The following is a 23209-nucleotide window of genomic DNA, read 5'->3' as shown; positions in this document are numbered from 1 at the left end:
TCTTACATCATCGATAGGGGGAACCTTAAATGGCTAAGCCAAGTAAGGAAAAGACGGTTAAGCAACCTACTCTGTTTTTAGCTTTATTACCGATTGTTACCATGATTCTGCTGTTATGTTTAGGATATGTTCTATTCGAATTGCCACCTGAACCGTTAATCATTTTGTCCACCGTGGTTGCCGGAATCATCGCCATAAAGCTGGGTTACAACTATGACGACATTATGGGTTCGATTGCGCAGAAGATTGCCAAGACAATGCCAGCTATCTTGATCCTGATCACGGTCGGATTTATGATTGGCGCTTGGATGATCGGCGGTACGATTCCGATGATGATCTATTACGGGCTTGAAATTATTAATCCGCAATTTTTGCTGATTACAGCATTCATTGTCACTTCCATTGTCTCTTTGTGTACAGGTACTTCTTGGGGATCAGCAGGTACGATCGGGGTAGCGTTTATGGGGGTAGGAGCTGGACTTGATGCAAACCTAGCCGCTGTTGCCGGTGCAATCGTAGCGGGAGCCTATTTTGGCGACAAGCTATCACCATTATCAGATACAACGAATTTGGCAGCGCTGTCAACGGGAGTTAACCTGTATGAACATATTGGTCATGTGCTGTATACGACAGTACCCTCATTTATCGTCGCCGGAACGATCTTCCTGATCACCGGATTCAATACCGATGGGGCCGGTATGGCTATTCCTGAGAAGGTTATCACCATTATGGACACGCTCAGCACGGTGTTTGACTGGAACTTGCTATTACTTCTTCCGGTATTAATTGTTCTGTATGGGTCGATTCGCAAAAAGCCTACCATCCCGGTTATGCTCTTTTCCTCTTTTGTAGCGATGGCTAATGGTATGATTTTTCAAGGATTCACACTGCATGATGTAATTACTTCCGTTATTAATGGTTTTGATGTGGCTATGGTTAACGTTCAAGGTTTTGACGCGGCAGCAGTGATTCCAGATATTCCTCGCCTTCTAAATCGCGGTGGAATGAACTCTATGATGGGTACATTGCTGATTTGTTTCTGTGCCATTACGTTTGCTGGTACGATTTCGCTGACAAAATCTCTGGAATTAATCGTAAATAAGATTCTGAAGTATGTGCGCTCAACAGGATCGCTGATTTTGGCTACAATTGCTACCGGTTTGACCATGATTGGGGTAACAAGCAATGGGCAGGTATCGATCCTAATGCCTGGTGAAATGCTTCGTGAGGCGTATATCCGCCGAGGTCTGCATCCGAAGAACCTTGGCCGAACGATTGAAGACTCTGCATCCATTGTTGAACCTATTTTACCATGGACTGCGGCAGGGGCTTATATGGCTGGAACCTTGGGGGTCTCAACTCTTTCATATCTACCTTGGGCAACCTTGTGCTGGACAGGTATTATCTTCGCGACAATCTGGGGCTTCACAGGCTTTGGAATCACTAAGTTGACTCCAGAGCAGCAACAGGAAATGCTGAAGGAGTATGATGATGTAAAAGCAGCTGAATCATTATAAAATGGGTGTGCTGTACACCCAATTGAGAAAATAATAATTATAATGCGCATCAATGCGTGGATAAAGGGAGAGAACGTATATGACAGAACAAGAGAGAAAAACAATCGCAACTCCAAACGCTCCGGGGGCTATAGGGCCTTATTCACAAGCAGTACAATTTGGTAATATGATTATTACTTCCGGGCAACTTGGAATGAATGCTGCAGGAGAATTTCCCGATTCTGTATCGGAGCAAGCTAAGCAATCACTAGCTAATGTGAATGCGATTTTGGAAGCCGCAGGGTATGGCATGGAGCATGTAGTGAAGACGACAGTATTTCTAAAAGATATGAACGATTTCCAGACTGTTAATGAAGTATATGCCACTTTCTTTGCTGAGCCTTATCCGGCACGTAGCGCCGTTCAGGTTGCGAAGCTGCCGAAGGACGGACTTGTGGAGATTGAAGTTATCGCGGTAAAATAAATAGTATTTATGAGCCTCCGGGAAACCGGGGGCTTTTTTAGTGTAAAACACAGCTCAATATGAGATTCTCGGAAATATGAAGAACAAGGAAGTGATTAGATGAAAATAACGAATGTTACTTTTAATTATGATTTGAATAATATTGGTATGTCTAACCGTGTACCGGAGCATGTTAAGCAATCGCTGACAAAATAAAAATAAAGCCCTGATGAGATCAAAAAGCTTGATCTATCAGGGCTTTATTTTAAATTATTCAGAAAATTTATTTGTCCGTATGGTCCTTGAAGATACCAAATGGCGCACCAATAGGAAGGAAACGGCGTCCGAAATGAACGTTAAGAACAGATGCGCCGCAACCATATAGAGATACGATAGCAATACCCATTTCAGCATATGCTGCGATGGTATGGAATACATGCGGTGCGACTCCAAAAGCGTCCAATGTTAATCCTAAGAAAAGAAAATCAATTAACACAAAGATAATAAACAGTACTTTGTTCGTTTCCATGGCACCGATAGTCATGAATAACGTGAATATCAAATAACCTAAAAAGGCGAAGCCGAGCTGCTTTCCATCTATGTCAGCGGACAGAAGAGGACCAAAGGCACCCAGCTTCATTAACCAGCTGGTAGCGACCGCAAGCCAGAAGAAGCCGTAGGCAGCAAAGGCCGTCATTCCAAATGTATTATTATGCTTGGCATCTTGAATAGCTGCGAAAATCTGGGCTAGTGCACCAAGAAAAATAGCCCAAGGGATAACGAAGCTAAGGCCTGTTGTGAGACCAAGCTTCTGCGAAGATGCGACAAGCGTAACTATAGCCAGACCAAATAGGCCGATTCCGCTTGGATCAGCTGTAATAATTTGTACCGATTGCTTTGATTGTGTTGTCATAGTTCCTCCAGTAGTTATGCAAGTAGATAAGGCTATCAGATGAATTCACCATTCTGAGGGCCTTGGAAATCATATCACAGTCACAGCAAACGTGTAAGTGAAATTTATGGAAATTCACCGTATTTCAGAAAATAACATCAAAAATTTTCATGAACGTCTTTGCAATCGGACCCATCGATTTGATGCCAACGCTGTATTTACAATAAAAAATTATTATTATCTTCAATCTTAACAGGGTTTGAAGTACCTTTAGGAGAAGGGGATATTGTCATAGAAGAAAAAGAATAGTCAAAGTGAAAAGTGGTGTGACAACGATTTAAGTACCAAGCCTAACATAACAATTATCTTATTAATATCAGTCGAGAGGAATTGAAGGCTATGAACCCATAGAATGCTGGATTGAACCAGCATATCACACGATTTATATAAATTTAAGAATCAATACTAGAACCATTTACGAACTGAAATTCGAGAACGTAAAAGGGCTAAAAGTTGAAAAATACAAAGATAGAGAATCATTAAAGATTATTTTTGATGAAGATGAAGCAATAAACACTTTCCTACTAATGACCAAACCTACAATACAAATTCTACAGTATAAATAAAGGGAAGAAGAAACATAAAGTGAAACGGGAGGTGATTTTTTGAAACGAGTGATTGTATTTTTTCTAGTGATCGTAATAACAGGTTGTGCGAATAAACCAAACCCCGTTTTTTTGAATGAGATTTCATTGTCTGAAGCCTATCCAGGAAACATCTCAGAGATAGATAAAATTGAATTATTGGATGGATCTTCTGGGGAAAGGAAAGTTATAGAAGAACAAGTAGTAATAGAACAATGGATTAGTAAAATTAAGGATATAGAATTAACACCTGATGATAATCAAGAAGGAAGAGTCGGTTATGTTTATGGAATAAGTCTTTATGAAGGAGACGAAATCAAGTTAGGATTTATACCAAATCAAATTAATGAAATTTATTACAAGACAAACACTGAATTTACAGAGCTCATTAGAGCATTATTTGAAGAGCAATTTGGAAAAGAGTTCTAAGAAATAAAAAATCAACTAACAACGAACATTCGTTGAAGAATGTGGGGGTTAGATTAGTAGATGGTACGATATAATCAAGAATATAGGGAAATGGTGCTCTTCCGCCGAAAGATTCGAAAATCAATGTAAAAGTTGAATGGAATGGTTATAAAGAAGAGTTACAACTTACTTCAAAGTAATTAAAGGAGTTCTTCGCTAACTTCGAATTTATGCTGGGGGTCTGATTTTTAGCAGGAAGCCTAATAAAGAAGCACTAAGCGAAGAAGTAAAGGTGTGAATTCCATTGAAGTTATATTATAAAGAGTCAGGAAATACAGAAGCTTCTCTCATCGTTTTCTTACATGGGGGAGGAGTAAGTGGTTGGATGTGGGAACAACAAATTCAATACTTTAAAGATTACCATTGTTTAGTTCCAGACCTACCTGGACATGGCTTAAGTTCCAGCACGGACTTTTCTATTCATCATACTGCTGAAGAAATATTAAGTTTGATTCTAACTAAGGCACAAGGTAAAAAAGTTATTCTCATCGGATTTTCTTTAGGTGCACAAGTAGCTATTAAAATACTAAGTATGAACACAGATATAGTAGATTATGCAATATTAAATAGTGCACTTGTTAGACCTATTCCATTAGCTAATAAAATAATTAAACCTACTATCTGGTTAACTTATAGGCTAACAAAAAATCGAACCTTTTCGAAGCTTCAAGCAAAACAGTTATACATTAGTGAACAAATGTTTGAGACGTATTATAAAGAAACAAATAATATGGAACGTAACACTCTTATTAACATTCTAGAAGAAAACATGTCTTTTAGTATACCGAAAGACTTCAGTAGGTCTAAATCAAAAATCTTAATTACGGTTGGTGATCAAGAGAAAAAAATGATGAAGAAATCCGTATTAGACTTAATGGACAAAACTATACATTGTAAAGGTATTATCATACCTAACGTTGGTCATGGAGCATCTCTTTCCGAGCCTGAGTTATTTAACAAGATAGTTGATGCTTGGATTCATGACAGAGAGCTACCGAACGGACTTGTCCCTATAAAAAGGTAATAAGAAAAGACAATACTGCGAAGTTAGGAATAGCGATCGGTGAGAGTGCATTATGGGGAAAGGGTATAGGAATTCAGTCTGCTTTATGTATGATGGAGTACGGTTCCAATAAGCTGGGGATTACAATCTATTACGCTGAAACACATGAATCAAATATTCGATCTAGAAAAATGTTAGAGAAAATAGGATTCAAAGAAATAAGTAGAGTTGGAAGTGAACAATATTTAGGGGTGGACGACCAACTAATACAATACCGATTTATGCATACCGAACAATCTGCATAATTTTTAGATTAATCATGAATTCATTAATTACAAGGGGGGAGGATTCAGAATGCTTTACGATTTACAAGGTGAAATAGATATGTCACCAATCGTGGGAATGTTATATGCTGCTGTAAAAGAGAATAGCCAACGACTACAGGCAATCATTGAGGGTATGTCGCAAGAAGAAGTCGATTACAAGGGACCTCAACACCATTTTAATAGTACCGCTCAGTTAATAAAACATGTTATGTATGTTGATCTGAATTGGGTTTATAGAATCAAGGGACTTCCACTTCCTCAGTCATTAAAAGAGCAATATGGCCCCATGATAGATGAAAATAATAGGCTTCCGATGGTCAAAGGGATGTCTTTGAACACACTTATGTCTACATATGAAGGTGTATTAAGTATGTTGAAAGAATTATGTACACAATTAACAGATGCTGATCTCGATAGAGTTGTTATATTTGGACATGAAAATGAAAAACAAGCTACTATACGTTGGGGCTTATGGCATATGGCTGACCATAGCCGTTATCATCAAGCTCATATTAATCAGCTTAGAAAATGGTACCGTAAACAGGAGTAAACAAAGATTGATAAGTGAAAAAACGATGAAATGCTCATTAGTTAAAGATATTAAGATACGTATTAATAAACAAGAAGTTTTTTTGATTGAGAAAGGAAAAATATATTTTTGTTTGAAGGATCTATCTGAAGAGGGGCGAATATTTTGGGATTTATTCGAAGTAGAAACATATGACAAAACGTTAAGACTCAAGAATGAAGAATTTATAGAACATATGGAAGGTATCTAACTCAGAGTTCTTAAATAAGAAGGAACCAAAAAAATTCCATCGAATTAGAGATCATGTGCAAATTTTCGATAGCGTTTTCATAACCAGTTAAATAGTGGGGATGATCCATGAAAAATCGTTCAAGGTTTTCTTTACGATTCAAAATCATTACGGGCTTTTCCATGATTATGGTGCCACTTGTATTGTTTCTTTACTTCAACAACGTCTATGCCATGGATGTGGTTCGGGATCAGGTATCCCTGACGAATCGCAATTATGTCATTAAGAATGTGGAAGAAAATGAACGAATACTGAAGGAAACGAATCGTTATTTATACAGTCTAGGGGAACAGGACCCGGATATCATATCGTTATTTTTTTTAGAGTACGGAAGCGGAGACTACACCATCGCTAAGCAGCGGATTGTGAATAAGTTCAGAACTGATTTGGGATTTTACGATTTGCTGGATGGTCTGTTTCTATATGATACCCTCCATCACGATACCGTACTGGCCACCCAAAATGGATATGATGAAAAAATTACGGCAATTGGGGAAATGATGCCAGAGGCTTCTCGTATGAGCGTAGGAATCCCTACCTATAAGTGGGAGATTGTTCAGATCAAAGACAATTATCATCTCGTAAAAACGGTAAGGATCAATGAGCAGTTTATTGCCGGGGCCTGGGTTCCAATGGAAAGCCTCAATCAGCGGGTACACAGTACGGAATGGGGAGAAGGCGGGGGCTCTGTGATTCTATCTAATCAGGGTACGCCTTTATCTAGCACAGAAATGCCTGATGAGGTGGTAAGTTTGGCTTCTGAGCATAAGTCAGCCCTAACTTCGTTATATCAGGTGGTTGGTCAAGGTGGAGACAAGGATCGTTATCTGATGATCGGGGTGCCTGCTCATGAGGCGTTCATCAATTATGTTGTCATGCTACCTGAGTCTAGCATTATGCGCAACTTGCCTGTGTTTCAGCGAATTATTCAACTGCTGCCCTTAGCTGCATCCATTCTGCTCATACTCGTTCTCTTTTTTCTAAGACAAGTTCTGTTCAAACCGATGAATACACTGATTCGAGGGATGAAAAAGGTCAGCCGAGGGGAACTGAATGTGAAGCTGGCACCTTCCTCTTCGCCAGAATTCACTTTTGTAACCGAAACCTTTAATCAGATGACTACTGAGGTACAGGATCTAAAAATAAGTATGTATGAAGAGCAACTTCGTGTCCAGGAGGCGGAGCTGAAACAGCTCCAAATGCAAATCAACCCCCATTTTTATTTGAATTCGCTCCATATTATTCATAGTCTAGCAGCCCTGCACAAATATGATCTTGTTCAAAAAATGGCGGAACATCTCGGTGGTTATTTTCGGTTCAGCATGCAAGCTGACCGCAATGTGATTCCAATCAAGGATGAATTAAAGCATGTGGAAAACTATCTCGAAATTCAAACTCTACGGTTCCCACACTTGTTGAAATATCATTTGGAGTTGGACCCGCGTTGCGAAGATTTGCTTCTCCCTCCTTTAACGTTGCAGCCTTTTGTTGAGAACAGTGTGCTCTACGGATTTAAGAAGGGGAGAGGCACACTGGTGATCACAATAGGGGTCACATATTTACCTGAAGAGGAAAAGCTACTGATCCGGATTCAGGATAATGGGCCGGGTTTCTCCGAAGATGTTCTTGCCCGGCTGCAGGATGGGGAATATACCCCAGAGGAGAAGATGGGAAGAAGTATCGGGATCTGGAATGTACAGCATCGGCTGCGGAAGATGAAAGACAAGCGTGCCGAGCTTCATTTTGAGAATGGATCAGACGGCGGCGCAGCCGTACAAATAACGATGAACTACAAGTGCCACATACCTGGGGAGGAGATCACGGATGTACAGCTTGCTCATCGTGGATGATGAATATTATGCTGTAGAAGCTATGCTGCTGGCAGTGGATTGGAAACAAATCGGTATTGATCATCTTTATACAGCGATGTCAGCGGATGAAGCCCGGAGTGTGCTTGAGAAGGAACAAGTTGATATTATGATCTGCGATATTGAAATGCCGGAAGAAGACGGGTTATCTCTTCAGATCTGGGTTCAGCATTATGCAGCTCAGGTAGAAACCATTTTTCTGACGGGTCACGCCGAGTTTTCCTATGCACAAAAGGCAATTCAGCTGCACAGCTTCGATTATTTGCTGAAACCTATCAATTCAGTGAGCTTAATGGAGACGGTCAAACGAGCACTGGAAAAAAGAATGCAGAATCTTGAATTCAGAAAATTAGCTGAAGTGTACGAGGTTTATATAAAAGAAGATCATTCCTGGAAACCTAAACGGTTGGCACGGTTTTGGAAGGATCTATACTCTTCCCGTTACCCGATCAGCGAAGCGAAAATTAACGAACTGAAGTTGATCTATCATGTGGATCTGGATCCAGGAACTTTCATCCTGCCGATTTTATTTCGCGTGGAAGAATGGCTTCGAAAGTTCCCAGATAAAGATCTCGATATTCTGGAGTTTGGGCTGTGTAATGCTGCGGAGGAATTTGTTCTGGATGGTAATGCCGGAGATGCTGTGGCAGATCAGCGCGGGTATGTTCTGGTTCTGCTCTATGCTTCGGATAAGATACAGACATCGCAAGTTCCGGATACAATGGAAGACACCTGCAAGGATTATATGGACAGATGTACTGCTTATCTGTCGTGCCGATTGTCCTGCTATATTGGGGAATGGACTCCGCTGAAGAATATGCCGGAGGCTTACCGTAAGTTATTGCAGGTCCACAGACACAATGTGGCAGGTAGGGATGGAGTCTATTATATTCAGGCGAGCGAAGAGAAAAGCGAGTCTGTCCCTGAACTTGTTCCGCTGCCGTGGGCACCTGAATTTTCGCTGCTCATGGAAACAGGGAAAATAAAAGAGGTATTACAAAGGGCGGATGAACTCATCGATTGGATGCAGGAACAGAAGCCTTCGTCAGCGGAGCTGCTGCAATCTTTTTATCACGCACTGCTACATTCTATATATCCTTTACTTCATAAGAATGGAATTGCCCTGCATAGTATTTATCTGGGCGAGGAACCGCAGGAATCGGATGTTACAAGGTCTTTTCCAGCGCTTCGCGAGTGGGCGCATGAACTCATTTCACGTTCGGGATTGCTGATCCATCCGGAAGGAGAGGATACACATTCGACGGTGAAGAAGGTATGCCTATACATTGATGCAAGGCTGGAATACGAACTGGGAAGAGAGGAAATAGCAGACTTTATTGGATTTCATCCTGCCTATCTATCCAGATTCTTCAAGAAAGAAATGGACATGTCCTTAAGTAGCTATATTCTTCATGCCAGAGTCCAGAAAGCGCAGGAATTGCTGCTGACCACAAGTGCCACAGTTACGGATATAGCAAGCAAAGTAGGATATTTTAATTACACCCATTTCACGAAAATGTTTAAGAAATATACGGGTCTTACTCCCCAGCAGTACCGCAGGCAGATCGGGAATAAGACAGAGGAAGAGCGGATGCTATGAGCGTCCGTTCTTTTTTTGTAGCAGATGAATGTCATCAAATGACACAGTAAGAGGTTACGATACTTGGTATTTAAACTTAGCTGCGATTTTTATAATGAAGTTACCACTGAAGGGGAGGGTGAACAGTGAACCTATATGAAGGGGGAAAGGTGTAAAGTAATGCCAAAACCAATAAAGAAAAAGAAAACCATGCTGTACAATCTGGGCAAATACAAAGTGCTGTATTTGATGTTTTTGCCAGGGGTTGTGTTTCTGCTGATTAATAACTATTTACCGATGTTTGGAGTCATCATTGCCTTTAAAAATGTCAATTACACCGACGGGATTTTCGGAAGTCCTTGGGCTGGACTAGATAACTTTAAATATCTGTTCGGCACTTCGGATGCTTGGGAAATTACACGCAACACCCTTGCGTACAACGTTGTGTTTATTTTGCTGAATCTCGTGCTCGGTATAGGTCTTGCCATTTTACTGAGTGAGGTGAAAGGGCGATTCACTTCGAAGTTTTATCAGTCGGTCATGCTGTTACCATACTTTCTATCAATGATTGTTATTAGTTATCTAGTGCTTGCTTTTCTGGGGAAAGACTCCGGGTTTATGAACACGAGTTTTCTGCCGCTTCTTGGCAAGGAGTCTGTCGATTGGTATTCCGAACCGGAATACTGGCCGTATATTTTACCCTTTGTGAATACCTGGAAGAATATCGGATATTATGTAGTCATTTATTTGGCTGCCGTGATCGGGATCAGTGAGGAGTATTATGAGGCAGCCGTCCTTGATGGTGCGAGCAAGTGGAGTCAGGTCCGCTTTATTACGGTTCCATTCCTTTACCCGCTGATGATTGTGATGACATTGCTGCAGATCGGACGTATTTTTTATGCAGACTTTGGGTTGTTCTATCAGGTACCGCTCGAATCCGGCGCTCTGTTCCCGGTGACGAATGTTCTTGATACCTATGTCTATCGTACGTTCCTGATCGGCGGTGACATTGGTATGTCTTCGGCGGCTGGTCTGTACCAGGCGGTTGTCGGATTTATACTCGTACTGTTGTCTAATTCCATCGTTCGCCGTGTTAACAAGGATAACGCACTATTTTAAAAGGAGGAGAGTTTTTTGCATATGGGTTCCAGTAATCCGCTTCATGTCTCTAAGCGATCAGGAATTGTCATTCACGCTTTTTTCATCTTTTACGCGGCTTTGTGCATCTTGCCACTCATTCTTGTACTCTCCATCTCGTTATCCGATGAAACGACGGTGATTGCGAATGGATATAGATTTATACCGGAGAAATTTAGTGTAAGTGCTTATGACTTTTTGTTCAAAGATATGAATCAGATCATTCGTTCTTACGGGGTTTCGATTTTTGTTACCGTGGTGGGCACATTGATCAGTGTAGCGCTGACCGCCTGTTATGCTTACCCGTTGTCCAGACGTGATTTACCGTATCGGGAATTTTTCGCTTTCTTTATTTTCTTCACGATGTTGTTTAACGGCGGATTGGTACCTTGGTACCTCGTCTATGTCAATTTACTCGATTTGAAAAACTCCATCTGGGTTCTGATTATGCCGATGTTGATGTCACCGTTTTTTGTCCTAGTCATGCGAACCTTTTTTGCGAATTCGATCCCAATGTCTATTCTTGAGTCGGCACGAGTGGACGGCGCAGGTGAATTTCGTACCTTTGTACGGATTGTTCTCCCCTTATCCCTGCCGGTACTTGCTACCGTTGCCTTGTTCAGTACGCTGAATTATTGGAACGATTGGTATCTAAGCATGATATTTATCTCTGACAATAAAACGATCAGTCTTCAATATTTAATGTACCGAACCTTGCTTGATATCCAGTATCTTACTTCCAACTCCAATGTCGCCTCGCAGATTTCTTCCCAGGGAGGCATGCTGGATTTGCCGAACAAAACCTTACAGATGGCTATGGCCGTTGTGGGTATCGGACCGATTGTGCTCGCGTATCCTTTCTTCCAGCGTTATTTCATCAAGGGGTTGACCGTTGGTGCGGTTAAAGGCTAAAAGATAATAGTTGATTCTGCCTAGAAATGTATGTGTTTTAAAATACTGAGTTTAAATTAGGGAGGGCAAGGTCATGAATTGGATTCATGGGGGACGATTCGTTAGACGGAAAAGACCGATTATTCTGGCAACCATCACCGCAATTGTGCTGGCTTTAAGCGGATGTTCGGGGAGCGGAAATACTACATCCACCGGTGAGACGAAGACGGGAGGGGATTCCGAAGTTAAATCGGAAAAGTCCTATGAAGTATCTTTGTTCTATCCAGGGACACCTCAGAAGGACGTAGCGAAAGTAGAGGCCGAAATTAATAAATACATTGAACCCAAAATCGGAGCAACGCTTAAAATTAACGCGATTGATTGGGGACAATGGGACAACAAGTTGAACCTCATGATATCGTCGGGAGAGAAATCGGATATCATTTTTACAGCAGCATGGCAAAATTATACGGTGAACGTGGCAAAAGGTGCTTTTCTACCTTTAAACGATCTGCTGGAGGAAGATGGACAGGACATTATTAAGAACCTTGATCCCGCATTCCTAGAAGGATCGAAGGTAGACGGAAAAAATTACGGCGTTCCGACAAATAAGGAACTGGCGGCAACCCGCGGCGTGCTGGTAAGAAAAGATTTGCTTGAAAAGTATAATCTAGATATTTCGAATGTGAAGAAATGGGCGGATCTCGAGCCGCTTCTCAAAACGATCAAGGAAAACGAACCAAGTGTAACTCCGTTTTATATGTCCAATTCAACAGGAAATGGACTACTGGATAACTTGGATTGGGATTATCTTGGTGATGCTTCCGTACCCGGTGTGATTCGAAAAATCGGCTCAGATACTACCGTATTGAATGAGGTGGAAACTCCTGAATTCAAGGAAGCTGCGGCACTTGCACGTAAGTGGTACGAAGCGGGGTACATCAATAGTGATTCTGCAACATCTACAGTGTTCCCGAAAGATCAGGCTAAAGCAGGAAAAGTCTTTATGTGGACAGATGGAATGAAACCTGGGAAAGACAAGGAAGAAGAGAGCTATGTTGGATTCCCATTGACTCAGATTGAACTTACGGAGCCAACGATTACGACAGGGGATGCCTCCGGAGCGATGCTGGCTCTGTCCCGTACATCTGAAAATCCAGCCAAGGCGATGGAAGTGATTAACCTGCTTCACTCCGATCCTTATGTGAACAATTTGCTCAACTTCGGTATTGAAGGCGAACACTATGTGAAAAAAGAAGGCAGCGAAAATATCATCAGCCTGCCTGAAGGTACGGACCCGAACAACCGGACCTATAATCCGGGGGCTCAGTGGCAACTTGGCAATCAGTTCCTCAACTATCTCTGGGATAATGAAGATCCTGAGAAATGGGAGAAGTTTAAAGATTTCAATGCCAGAGGTGTAAAGTCACCGGCGCTCGGATTCACATTTAACAGTCAGTCTGTCAAAAATGAGATTGCCGCGGTCAATAACGTCAACAAACAGTTTAAACCGGCACTTACTTCCGGTGCGGTAAATCCAGATGAAATGATTCCGAAATATGCAGAAAAATTGAAAGCAGCGGGTATCGATAAAATCATCGCAGAGAAGCAAAAACAGTTGGATGCCTTTTTGGCAAACAACTAGTCTCAAAGGAAAATTTTTAAAAGGAACAGTATCGGTTTTTGGATGCTGTTCTTTCTTTTTGTCCCTACTTAGGAGGAAATTATAATGCCTTGGGACTGTCGTTTTTATTTTCATTAATATAATGTTGTCGCTTCCATATTTACTAAATGCATTGTAAACTATTGTATGTTTTCCAATTAATTACTTATATAGAGTGACAATAATTTAAATTATTGTGAGGTTACAGGAGGGAATATTGCAATGAAGATATTTTTCGTTAGACACGGCGAAGATGAAGAGGGATTCCGTGGAGGATGGAGTGGCAGGGGACTCATTGATCAAGGCATTCTTCAATCGAGGAAACTTGCTAAGTATTTATATCATCATCCTGAGCAATATGGCATTCATACCATTCTGAGCAGCAATCTTGCACGTGCTGTGGAAACGACAAGAGAAATTGAACAAGTTCTCAAACTAGAGGCCCTGTACACAGAAGAGTGGAGAGAAATGAATAACGGGATCCTAGCTGGGATGCCAAATAAAGAAGCCGAAGAAAAGTACCCGGGTGTTTACTTTAATACTCTTCACATGGATACTCCTTTTCCAGGAGGCGAAACTCCAATCCATTTTCATAACAGAGTTAGAAAAGCGTTTGAGAATTTATGTATTCAGCTTGAAAGCCAAGAAATAGAGACAAATGTGTTAGTAGTAACACATGGCGGTGTCATTAATGTCTTGTACTATCTTTTAAACGGTCAGGAATGGACCAATAAATGCTCTTTCTTTCCGATCGATAATACAAGTGTACATACGGTTGAGAAGACGTCGAATAAATGGGAAATTACTGAAATGAATCTAACAAATCATTTGTAGGTATAGCGTTGGTTTTCCCAACATGGACAAGGAGAGATAAGGATGCTTGAAATCATTGAAATCCCTTATGAAGATAAGGTCATTCTTAATAATCTAATACAGTTCTATAGATATGACTCAAGTGAGTTTGATGAACATGTATTGAACGATCATGGTGTTTATCTTTACAAATATTTAGATCATCAATGGACTGACCATTATCGACACCCTTACTTCTTGAAAGTTGGTGGTGAAATAGCAGGTTTTGCGCTAGTTATATCCAATGTTCCAAGGGATTTTGTGAAAGTGAGCACCGCGAAAGAGACGAATGTAATAAGTGATTTTTTTATTATGCGTAAATTTAGAAATAAAGGCTATGGCAAACAAGCAGCTCACACCATTTTTAATAAATTTAAAGGAACTTGGGAAGTGCGGCAAACAACAAAAAATCTACCTGCAAATAAATTTTGGAATAAGGTTATTCATGATTACACTGCCGGAGAATACTCGGAGACAATAGTTAACAATGAGAAGTGGCAGGGACCTATTCAAGTGTTTCAGAATAAGAAATAGGAGATTTTATATGAGCGAATTTACGATAGGCATTGATCTAGGCGGTACTAACATCAAAGCGGCTATATTTAATAATGAGTATAAGACGGTGGCGGAAACAAGTGTGCCCACGGAAGCAGTCAAGGGTCCAAACCATGTAATGAATAAAATGAAAGACATAATTACGGAGCTAATAGCAACCTCTCATTTATCTCTGGCTGACATCAAATGTATGGGGATGGGCATTCCGGGTCTTCTTGATCCAGATGAAGGACTTTCCATCTTTTCTCCTAATTTTCCTGACTGGGAAAACATCCACGTCGTCAATATTATGAATCGTTTTTTTGAATTCCCTACTTTTATAGATAATGATGTACGTGTAAATCTCTATGGGGAATGGCGACATGGGTCAGGAATTGGTTACGACAATCTAGTATTAATAACGTTAGGAACAGGTCTTGGGTCCGGAATCATCAGTAATGGGAAGGTTATGTATGGGAAGACCTCAAGTGCGGGGGAAGTGGGGCACATGAATATGTATAGAGAAGGGCGTCCTTGTAAATGTGGTAGCTCCGGCTGCTTAGGGAGATATGTCTCTGCTGTAGGTATGGTGAACACGCTGATTGAAAAACTCAGTACGGGTCAAAAAAGTATCATTCAAGAATGGACTGGGCAAGATCCAAGTCGAATGACCGCTAAAATGATTTCTGATGCCTACGATCTAGGAGATAAAGTAGCGATTGAAGTTATGCATGAAACGGGGCGAATTCTAGGGTTTGGTCTATCCAATGTAATCAACTTATTTAATCCTGAAATAATTATTGTAGGGGGTGGCATGTCTGCCGCCGGAGATCGATTACTACATATAGTCCGAGAAACCACAGCGAAACATGCTTTAAAGCTATCTAATGAGGCCTGTAAGATTCAGGAAGCCCAGTTAGGCGGAAGAGCAGGAATGATCGGTGCGGCTATTTATGCAAATGATAGATTAAAATAGTGGAATTCATACCCTTTTTATGAATAGATAACAATTTATTAAAAAATAATCCTTTACATCCAGTGATAGATCCATAGAACATTTTAATAGCATCATAAAAAAGATTTTATAGGTTAGCATCTCGTTTTTTTATTTAGTTTCCTGTATATTTAACTACAAACTTTTATGCGATTTATGCAAATAGACCAGTCCATACTTTAACACAATAAAGGAGTGCATTGAAAAAGTGTCCATACTAACTACAGATACTACAGCGCTTGATCAGCTAACTGCCACAGAATATGTTCATTCGGTTTATGAATCCGTTGTTGCTAGAAATCCACAGGAGTTTGAATTTCATCAAGCTGTAAAAGAATTTCTTGATTCCCTTGTTCCTGTTATTGCAGCTCATCCTAAATATCGGGAAAACAGCTTACTTGAACAGCTTGTTGAACCAGAACGTATTATCACTTTCCGTGTACCTTGGGTTGATGATCAAGGCAAGGTGCAAGTTAACCGTGGGTTCCGCGTTCAGTTCAACAGTGCACTTGGTCCGTACAAAGGTGGTCTTCGTTTTCATCCTTCCGTTTATTCCGGGATCATTAAGTTCCTCGGCTTCGAACAAATCTTCAAAAATGCTTTGACTGGTCTGCCTATCGGCGGCGGTAAAGGCGGTTCTGACTTTGATCCAAAAGGAAAATCTGATCTTGAAGTTATGCGTTTTACACAGAGCTTCATGACAGAACTCTATAAATATATTGGTTCAGATTCCGATGTTCCAGCAGGAGATATTGGTGTAGGAGCAAGAGAAATTGGTTATATGTTTGGGCAATATAAACGCATTCGCAGCAGTCATGAATCCGGCGTATTAACTGGTAAAGGTCTGCAGTATGGAGGTAGCTTAGCGCGTAAGGAAGCTACTGGATTCGGTTGTGTTTATTTTGTAAATGAGATGTTGAAATCTAAAGGACTGAGCTTCAAGGACAGTACAGTTGTTGTATCCGGCTCTGGTAATGTATCCATTTATGCTATTCAAAAAGCACAAGAACTTGGGGCAAAAGTTGTTGCATGCAGTGATTCGGGCGGATACATCTATGATCCAGAAGGTATTAATTTGGAGACCGTGAAACGCTTGAAAGAAGTGGAGCGTCTACGTATCAGTGAATACGTTAAAGAGCATCCTCAAGCCGTTTATACAGAAGGTTGTGAAGGAATTTGGTCCATTGCTTGTGATATCGCACTTCCTTGTGCAACGCAAAATGAAATTGATGAGCATTCCGCTGCAATGCTGATTAAAGGTGGAGTAAAAGCGATTGGTGAAGGAGCTAACATGCCTTCAACACTGGCAGCAATTGAACTTTTCCTTGAGCAGGACGTTCTGTTCGGACCGGCTAAAGCGGCTAACGCTGGCGGAGTAGCCGTATCCGCACTTGAAATGTCACAGAACAGCATGCGGTTGTCCTGGTCATTTGAAGAAGTGGATGCTAAACTGCATGAGATCATGCAGAACATTTATACTAGCTGCGTTCAGGCAGCAGATGAGTACGGCTGCACAGGCAACCTTGTGGCTGGAGCGAATATCGCAGGTTTCATTAAGGTAGCAGACGCTATGCTCGCTCAAGGCGTTGTTTAATTGAGATAAATTAATTACATCTTCATAGGTGCTAATAACAAACCGTCTTCCATTAGGGGAGGCGGTTTTGTTTATTTTATAGAACCAACTTAATAAGAAGTTTACCTATTTTGATGATTCGACTAGAGGATGTTTATGCAATAATGAAGAAGCAATGTAAATAGAATTAACAATCATTAGAAAAAATGAGGTGTTACATATGGGACGTGTAATTGCATTTGAGATGAGTAGTCAAAACAAAAAAGAAGAAGAGATCGGAATGGACGAAGGCATTATATCGTAGATCGAGCGGGAATATGCTTCGGGTTAACGGAAAACAAAAATAAGGAAACAGGTGACAAGATATTAAATTACTCTTTATCTGCAGCCGTAATAAATGGCGTAGTTTAACAGCTGAAAAAGTTTTTGAACGATACAATGGATATGACGTTAGATCAGCAGGAACTGAAGAAGGAGCAAGAATTAAAGTTACAGAAGGACTCATTGGTTGGTCTGATCTTATTTTTGCAATGGAGAAGAAACATGTAAGAAGGCTGAAAAATAAATTTTCATACAATCTAATGAACAAAAGAGTAATCTGCCTTGATATCCCAGATGATTATCGATTTATGGATGAAGAGTTAATAGAAATATTAAAATCAAGAGTGTCCGAATATATCGAAGTACCAGAATTGTCGTTATGAGGAGGGAAGAAATAAATGAGGATACATGTATTTATTTTACGTCTATCGATCTGGCTCGCTTTACTTTCTATCCTTTTTGTTCCAGGGACGTTTTCTACTGACGGTGCTTCCAGAACAGCATATGGTTTCCCCTTTAGATTTTATACACAGTATCATGATGAGGCGGACGGGATAAGATGGTTTCTTCAAGGGGTTTAATGTATTATGCTTTTAATGTAGCAATTATCTATTTTGTTATGTTTGGTTTAAGAAAGGTACTTTTATCCGTTAATTATATGTTCCGGAATCATCGTTAAAGCTCTTCCATACGTACTCTACTCATTCAAGTAAATAGCGTTACAATGACCCTGCCACTGTGGTGGGGTCATGTTGTAGATGTGGAAACATTCACAGAAAATAAAATACGAGGGGCAGGACAGAACATGAACAAACAATTCGATCAATATACGAATGGTTTTAGCTTATCTGGGGATTTGAAAAGAGACATCTCACTATTTTTTACTATAAATGAGGATCTGAGAACGTTGGAACATACGCTGGATGTTACTGCAGAAGCTCATAGAATTGCAGATCTATTTACAATCGATCCGAATCAAGTAATCAGTGCTTCTCTGTTACATGATATAAGTAACGTAATTCCAGTATCAACGATGCTTGATGTGGCTAAGGAATTGTCTATTGAGATTCTTGAAGAAGAGAATAAGTACAATAGAAGTGTGCATCAAAAGCTTTCCATGTTTATGGCCAAAGATATTTTCGGGATCTCGGATAGAGAAATTTTACTAGCTATTGAAAGCCATACAACTTATAGAGCCCAAGCAAGTATGACGGCAAAGATATTGTTCGTAGCAGATAAAATTTCTTGGAAGCTACCGGGAGAACATCCCCATTTAATCGAAATGAGGGAGAGAGTCAATAATTTAGAAATAGACAAAGCAATTCTAATATATCTCAATTACATTTGGGAACAACGAGATAAATTAAAACTTGTTCATCCATGGCTAATTAAAGCGAGAGAAGATTTGATAAAGGTGGTTTATTAATGAATAAGTATACAAAACCTAATCTCACCAAGTGTGCTGTCATCACAATAGATACACAAAATGACTTTAGTTTGCCTGGTGCTGTAGCAGAAATCAAAGGAACGAATGAGGTAATTCCTCGGATGAAGAGTATCTTGGAGGTATGTAGAAATATTCATATTCCAATTATTCACGTGATTCGTATCTATAAAGAAGATGGATCGAATGTAGACTTGTGCCGAAAAGAAGTGATTGAATCTGGAGTGGGAATTGTTAGTCCAGGATCAATAGGAGCGGATCTTGTGAGTGCAATTAAACCAACGAATGCGAAAGAATTAGACTATGAAGATTTATTACAAGGATCAATACAACCGATTGGGAGTTCTGAATGGGCTTTATATAAACCTAGATGGGGAGCGTTTTACAAAACAAATCTAGAAACATTTTTAAGAGAGAAGGATATAGACACCTTGATTTTCACTGGGTGCAATTTCCCGAATTGTCCAAGAACAAGCGTTTACGAAGCGAGTGAGCGAGATTTTAAAGTGGTCATGGTAGAAGACGCTATTTCAGGGGTTTACAGTAAAGGAATTGATGAGATCAAAAACATTGGAGTCAAAGTCTGTTCAACGAATCAGTTCATACAAGATTTAGAAAGTGTACTAGGTGGCTGAAATCGGATGAGTTAATATTAAAACCATACACATCTGCACTGCCTTACCGCATTAGAGTTAGGCAGTGCGACTCATTATACATATGACTTTTGAAGCAATTTATAGAGAAATACGAAAATCTAATAGGAAATAACGTTATAATGTTTTACAATAAGAAAATGGAAAATAAATGGAAATAATTTGCGTTTATTTTTCAGTAATCATCTTGGGATGATCAGTATTTAAAAACACTTAGTTCAGATAACAACGTGTTAAAGATGTATTTACCTTCCGCCTCGTTAAGTCCTTCTATGTGATTTCAATCCATTTCGTAAAAGGAGTTTCACATGACAATGCTTTCCTATTCAATATCAGGTCGTTTATATGCACATGTTAAATGGTTTTTACATGATAGCAACTGGAAGTCACATCCCATCAAAATCATCATTACGCCTAGTTTTTTGTTGTGGCTTGGAGTCACCTTACTAGTTCTGCTGTCAGCTACAATCATCAACAAACAAATCGAACGAAACAGATGGGTGAGCAAAATTTTGATTTTCTTAAATCGCTTTAGCTGCTATCAATTGACGATCTTTCGCATCGGTATTGGAACCGGTTTGTTGCTACAACTTTGCACAGGTTCGTATTTAGCACCTACATTTGCCCTAGATTCTTGGTGGTTGTACGGAATTCTCATCATCGCGATCTTAAGCTTATTACACAAACGACTCCTTCCTCTAAGTGGATTAGCCATTGCTATTTTGTATATACATGCTGTGTTTCAATACGGTTTATTTCATTCACTCGACTACTGTTTCTACTTGGGGATTGTATACTATTTACTGGTCGTAAACACACGATTAAGGTCATCGGCATTGACTGCGCTGTACACCATTACAGGTATATCACTAGCTTGGCTTTCTATGGAAAAGATGGTGATGCCATGGCTTTCCGAGTCACTTATTTATGAGTATAACCTTCCCACATTCGGATTTTCCGTAGACGAGTTTGTATTGATATCTGCTTTTATTGAACTTGCTTTAGGCTGGGTACTTATCCTGGGGTTTATGAACAGATTTACAGCGCTTATACTAACGGGAATATTTATGCTTACCACGTCAGTGTTTGGTTTTACTGAGGTTGTGGGTCATTGGGTGATTCATACGTTACTTATCATGTTTTTGATTGAAGGCAAGGGAAAACCTAAGGCACTATATCAACTTCATCAACCGGTATGGCTTCGTTGTTTATTTGTGAGCGTGAATTTTTGTATGTTGCTAGTTGGCTTAATGACAATCTATATTTGGGTGTATCAGTTATAGAATTAGACTTTAGTGTAAGCGATTTCCGGAGAATACAAAGAGTAGTCGCTGAAACAAAACGAAAATTCAATTGTACATAGTTGTAAATAAAGGTAAAATGTAACTAAGATTAAATCTCGGATTGTCATCCTCCTTTCTTCCAAAGAATTGGAAAAATGAAATAACAAAAACCCACCCAAGTTTATCTGAGGTGGGTTTTTGTCCCATTATAAATTACAACCAACTTCACTATATAAGGAGGAGAAACAATGAATTACGAAAATAACAATATTACTTTTGAGAAGAATGACATCAAGTTTAATTTTAGAGTGGCGGGAATTGCCGTAGATAGGGGAAGGGTTCTTTTACATACCACTGCTGATGATGATTTCTGGAATTTACCGGGTGGTAGAGTGGAATTCAACGAAGCTACAGAAGATACCTTAATCAGGGAGTTCTATGAGGAGCTCGGTGTGCGTATAGAGATTAATAAACTCGTTTATGTTAACGAGGATTTTTTTGATTATAGTGGAAAGAAGTATCATGAGATCGGATTTTACTATGTTATTAGATTACCCGAAGGCCAAGAGATTGTTAATCAAAAAGGTGAGTTTAAAGGCATAGAGGACAACGGGAGATTGATTTTTAAGTGGTTTGCATTCGAAGAGTTGAAAGACATGCAAATTTATCCGGAGTGTTTGAAAACCGAATTAAGTATGATTGAAGAGATGAAATTTACTAAACACAGTATAGTAAGGAACTAAATTAGTAAATCAAACTTTGTGAAAGTAGGAGATTCATGCGATGGGTATTATTTTGAGAGAGCTGAATGAAAGAGATGCTGAAGTTATTTCGAAGTCGTTTAAAGAACAAGGGTGGCAAAAACCAGTTGAACTATATGTTCGATATTTGGATGAACAGAGAAACGGGGATCGGATATCGATCATTGCTGAAGTTGATGGTGCTTTTGCTGGATATGTCAATGTTCTATGGGATTCATATTACCCTTCTTTTAAAGAACAAGGGATTCCTGAAATTAATGATTTTAACGTGTTAATCAAGTTTCGTCGTCAAGGGATTGGCTCGAAATTAATGGATAAAGCGGAGGAACTTATTAAAGAACGCTCTGATGTTGCCGGTATCGGAGTTGGATTATTTACGGATTATGGGAACGCCCAAATATTGTATGCAAATCGTGGATACGTCCCTGATGGCAAGGGAATTCATAACGGCGAAAGATATATAACAAATGGAGATCAGGTAACCATTGATGATGATGTGGCACTTTATTTAACGAAGAAACTGAGATGAAAGGGGGGATAGATTGTGGGCGTGGTCCTTATCGTCCTATTCCTATTTATTATTACGATTACTCTAATATCTATTGAAGTAAAGCTGAAAAGAAAAATAGAAAATGATGAGAGAGTTAATGAGGGACTCAGTTCACTGATGAAAGAAATGAAAGAAATAAAAGAATTAGTGAATAAAACAGATGTCTGAGGAGGTTACTCAAATGAAGTTCATCGTTACTTCGGGGAATCTCAAAGAAAGAATCCACAAGGCATTAGACAATAAGACGCATCCATTTCTCATTGAATTTACTGAATAGAATCCTCACCCTTTCAAAGTGACCTCAGCCTACAATACCGATTTCCGAATTGGGATAAAACGATTTAAGTCTATCGTTACTCAAAATAAATATGTATAATTATGGTAATAATTTAAAACGCCCAGTCTAGGATATAAAGCATATCTAGAGCTGAGGCGTTTTATAAATTGAACTTGGAAAGATCGTTACGTACTCTGAAGTGAGACAAAGGGGCGGATTTAATGAGTCTATATACAATCAAACCTATAACAGAACAAGATGAACCCTTTTTATGGGATATGTTATATGAATCTTTATATGTCCGAGAAGGTGAAGAACCTTTTAGCAGAGAGGTTATAAAAGAATCGTTCCTATCGAAGTATGTAGAGAATTGGGGGAGAGATGGAGATTTAGGCTATATTGCCGTTGGCAACACAGGGCAGTCTTTAGGGTCGGTAACCATTCGTTACTTTAATGAAAATAACAAAGGGTTTGGTTACCTAAGTGACGATGTACCGGAACTGGGAATGGCATTAGTAAAAGGATATAGAGGGCAAGGAATGGGAACAGCCCTGCTAACAAGATTATTCGAAGAGATGAAAAGGATCGGAATCAAGAGAGTGTCTCTAAGTGTAGATCCGAATAATTTGCCAGCAGTGACATTATATCAACGATTCGGGTTTCAGGAAGTTGGTATGGTGGATACATCCATAACGATGGTCGCGGACATAGGGTGAGAA

26 protein-coding genes are annotated in these 23209 nt (G+C 39.8%); 25 read left to right on the top strand and 1 reads right to left on the bottom strand.

The window, feature by feature from the left end; translation table 11 throughout:
* Positions 1 to 29: 29 nt before the first annotated feature.
* Positions 30 to 1517, top strand: a complete 1488-nt coding sequence (gene nhaC, locus KFT32_RS18120; RefSeq protein ID WP_211748652.1) for a Na+/H+ antiporter NhaC — start codon at positions 30 to 32, stop codon at positions 1515 to 1517.
* Between the two features lie 79 nt (positions 1518 to 1596).
* Entirely contained in the window at positions 1597 to 1980 is a 384-nt protein-coding gene (locus KFT32_RS18115; RefSeq protein ID WP_211748651.1) for a RidA family protein, read from the top strand.
* Positions 1981 to 2242: 262 nt separating this feature from the next.
* Here KFT32_RS18115 and KFT32_RS18110 read toward each other — a convergent pair whose 3' ends face one another.
* Positions 2243 to 2872: an acetate uptake transporter gene (locus tag KFT32_RS18110; protein ID WP_211748650.1), complete on the bottom strand. Its 630-nt coding sequence runs from the start codon at positions 2870 to 2872 to the stop codon at positions 2243 to 2245.
* A gap of 644 nt (positions 2873 to 3516) precedes the next feature.
* On the opposite strand from KFT32_RS18110, the gene KFT32_RS18105 reads away from it, so the two are divergent.
* The 23 genes from KFT32_RS18105 (at position 3517) to KFT32_RS18000 (ending at position 23206) form a co-directional block, all read left to right on the top strand.
* Complete coding sequence (locus tag KFT32_RS18105) at positions 3517 to 3924, top strand: hypothetical protein (RefSeq protein ID WP_211748649.1); 408 nt, start codon at positions 3517 to 3519, stop codon at positions 3922 to 3924.
* A gap of 283 nt (positions 3925 to 4207) precedes the next feature.
* Positions 4208 to 4987 (top strand): alpha/beta fold hydrolase, encoded by a 780-nt coding sequence (locus KFT32_RS18100; protein WP_211748648.1) that lies wholly within the window; start codon positions 4208 to 4210, stop codon positions 4985 to 4987.
* A complete protein-coding gene (locus tag KFT32_RS18095; RefSeq protein WP_211748698.1) occupies positions 4987 to 5271 on the top strand; it encodes a GNAT family N-acetyltransferase in 285 nt (94 codons plus the stop codon). The genes KFT32_RS18100 and KFT32_RS18095 overlap by 1 nt, the downstream gene beginning before the upstream one ends.
* Before the next feature lie 49 nt (positions 5272 to 5320).
* Positions 5321 to 5842 (top strand): DinB family protein, encoded by a 522-nt coding sequence (locus KFT32_RS18090; RefSeq protein ID WP_211748647.1) that lies wholly within the window; start codon positions 5321 to 5323, stop codon positions 5840 to 5842.
* 7 nt (positions 5843 to 5849) lie between these two features.
* Positions 5850 to 6071, top strand: a complete 222-nt coding sequence (locus KFT32_RS18085; RefSeq protein WP_211748646.1) for a hypothetical protein — start codon at positions 5850 to 5852, stop codon at positions 6069 to 6071.
* 107 nt (positions 6072 to 6178) lie between these two features.
* Positions 6179 to 7960, top strand: a complete 1782-nt coding sequence (locus tag KFT32_RS18080; protein WP_211748645.1) for a histidine kinase — start codon at positions 6179 to 6181, stop codon at positions 7958 to 7960.
* Positions 7935 to 9578, top strand: coding sequence for a helix-turn-helix domain-containing protein (locus tag KFT32_RS18075; protein ID WP_211748644.1), 1644 nt, complete (start codon positions 7935 to 7937; stop codon positions 9576 to 9578). Before KFT32_RS18080 ends, KFT32_RS18075 begins: the two co-directional genes overlap by 26 nt.
* A 159-nt stretch (positions 9579 to 9737) precedes the next feature.
* Positions 9738 to 10676, top strand: coding sequence for an ABC transporter permease (locus KFT32_RS18070; RefSeq protein ID WP_249435967.1), 939 nt, complete (start codon positions 9738 to 9740; stop codon positions 10674 to 10676).
* Positions 10677 to 10697: 21 nt separating this feature from the next.
* Positions 10698 to 11606, top strand: a complete 909-nt coding sequence (locus tag KFT32_RS18065; protein ID WP_211748696.1) for a carbohydrate ABC transporter permease — start codon at positions 10698 to 10700, stop codon at positions 11604 to 11606.
* 73 nt (positions 11607 to 11679) lie between these two features.
* Positions 11680 to 13230, top strand: coding sequence for an ABC transporter substrate-binding protein (locus KFT32_RS18060; protein WP_211748643.1), 1551 nt, complete (start codon positions 11680 to 11682; stop codon positions 13228 to 13230).
* A gap of 240 nt (positions 13231 to 13470) precedes the next feature.
* Positions 13471 to 14082, top strand: a complete 612-nt coding sequence (locus KFT32_RS18055; RefSeq protein ID WP_211748642.1) for a histidine phosphatase family protein — start codon at positions 13471 to 13473, stop codon at positions 14080 to 14082.
* Positions 14083 to 14124: 42 nt separating this feature from the next.
* Entirely contained in the window at positions 14125 to 14634 is a 510-nt protein-coding gene (locus KFT32_RS18050; protein WP_211748641.1) for a GNAT family N-acetyltransferase, read from the top strand.
* 10 nt (positions 14635 to 14644) lie between these two features.
* Positions 14645 to 15610: an ROK family protein gene (locus tag KFT32_RS18045; RefSeq protein ID WP_211748640.1), complete on the top strand. Its 966-nt coding sequence runs from the start codon at positions 14645 to 14647 to the stop codon at positions 15608 to 15610.
* A 232-nt stretch (positions 15611 to 15842) separates the two neighbouring features.
* A complete protein-coding gene (gene gdhA / locus KFT32_RS18040) occupies positions 15843 to 17222 on the top strand; it encodes an NADP-specific glutamate dehydrogenase (RefSeq protein ID WP_481856350.1) in 1380 nt (459 codons plus the stop codon).
* 344 nt (positions 17223 to 17566) lie between these two features.
* Positions 17567 to 17905, top strand: coding sequence for a low molecular weight protein tyrosine phosphatase family protein (locus KFT32_RS27275; RefSeq protein ID WP_349304924.1), 339 nt, complete (start codon positions 17567 to 17569; stop codon positions 17903 to 17905).
* A gap of 15 nt (positions 17906 to 17920) precedes the next feature.
* The gene (locus tag KFT32_RS18035; RefSeq protein WP_211748638.1) at positions 17921 to 18103 is read left to right on the top strand and encodes a hypothetical protein; all 183 of its coding nucleotides are present in this window, start codon (positions 17921 to 17923) and stop codon (positions 18101 to 18103) included.
* A gap of 224 nt (positions 18104 to 18327) precedes the next feature.
* On the top strand, positions 18328 to 18948 hold the full coding sequence (gene yqeK / locus KFT32_RS18030; RefSeq protein WP_211748637.1) for a bis(5'-nucleosyl)-tetraphosphatase (symmetrical) YqeK: 621 nt from the start codon (positions 18328 to 18330) through the stop codon (positions 18946 to 18948).
* Entirely contained in the window at positions 18948 to 19601 is a 654-nt protein-coding gene (locus KFT32_RS18025; protein WP_211748636.1) for a cysteine hydrolase family protein, read from the top strand. Before yqeK ends, KFT32_RS18025 begins: the two co-directional genes overlap by 1 nt.
* A gap of 326 nt (positions 19602 to 19927) precedes the next feature.
* Positions 19928 to 20902, top strand: coding sequence for a hypothetical protein (locus tag KFT32_RS18020; RefSeq protein WP_249435966.1), 975 nt, complete (start codon positions 19928 to 19930; stop codon positions 20900 to 20902).
* Between the two features lie 248 nt (positions 20903 to 21150).
* A complete protein-coding gene (locus KFT32_RS18015; RefSeq protein ID WP_211748635.1) occupies positions 21151 to 21645 on the top strand; it encodes an NUDIX hydrolase in 495 nt (164 codons plus the stop codon).
* A 40-nt stretch (positions 21646 to 21685) separates the two neighbouring features.
* Positions 21686 to 22192: a GNAT family N-acetyltransferase gene (locus KFT32_RS18010; protein WP_211748634.1), complete on the top strand. Its 507-nt coding sequence runs from the start codon at positions 21686 to 21688 to the stop codon at positions 22190 to 22192.
* Positions 22193 to 22207: 15 nt separating this feature from the next.
* Entirely contained in the window at positions 22208 to 22381 is a 174-nt protein-coding gene (locus KFT32_RS18005) for a hypothetical protein (protein WP_211748633.1), read from the top strand.
* A 330-nt stretch (positions 22382 to 22711) separates the two neighbouring features.
* Positions 22712 to 23206, top strand: a complete 495-nt coding sequence (locus tag KFT32_RS18000) for a GNAT family N-acetyltransferase (RefSeq protein WP_211748632.1) — start codon at positions 22712 to 22714, stop codon at positions 23204 to 23206.
* Positions 23207 to 23209: the final 3 nt, after the last annotated feature.

This window comes from Paenibacillus sp. Marseille-Q4541 (genome assembly GCF_018310695.1).
Lineage (GTDB): Bacteria > Bacillota > Bacilli > Paenibacillales > Paenibacillaceae > Paenibacillus.
This window is presented reverse-complemented; position numbering and strand designations above follow the sequence as displayed.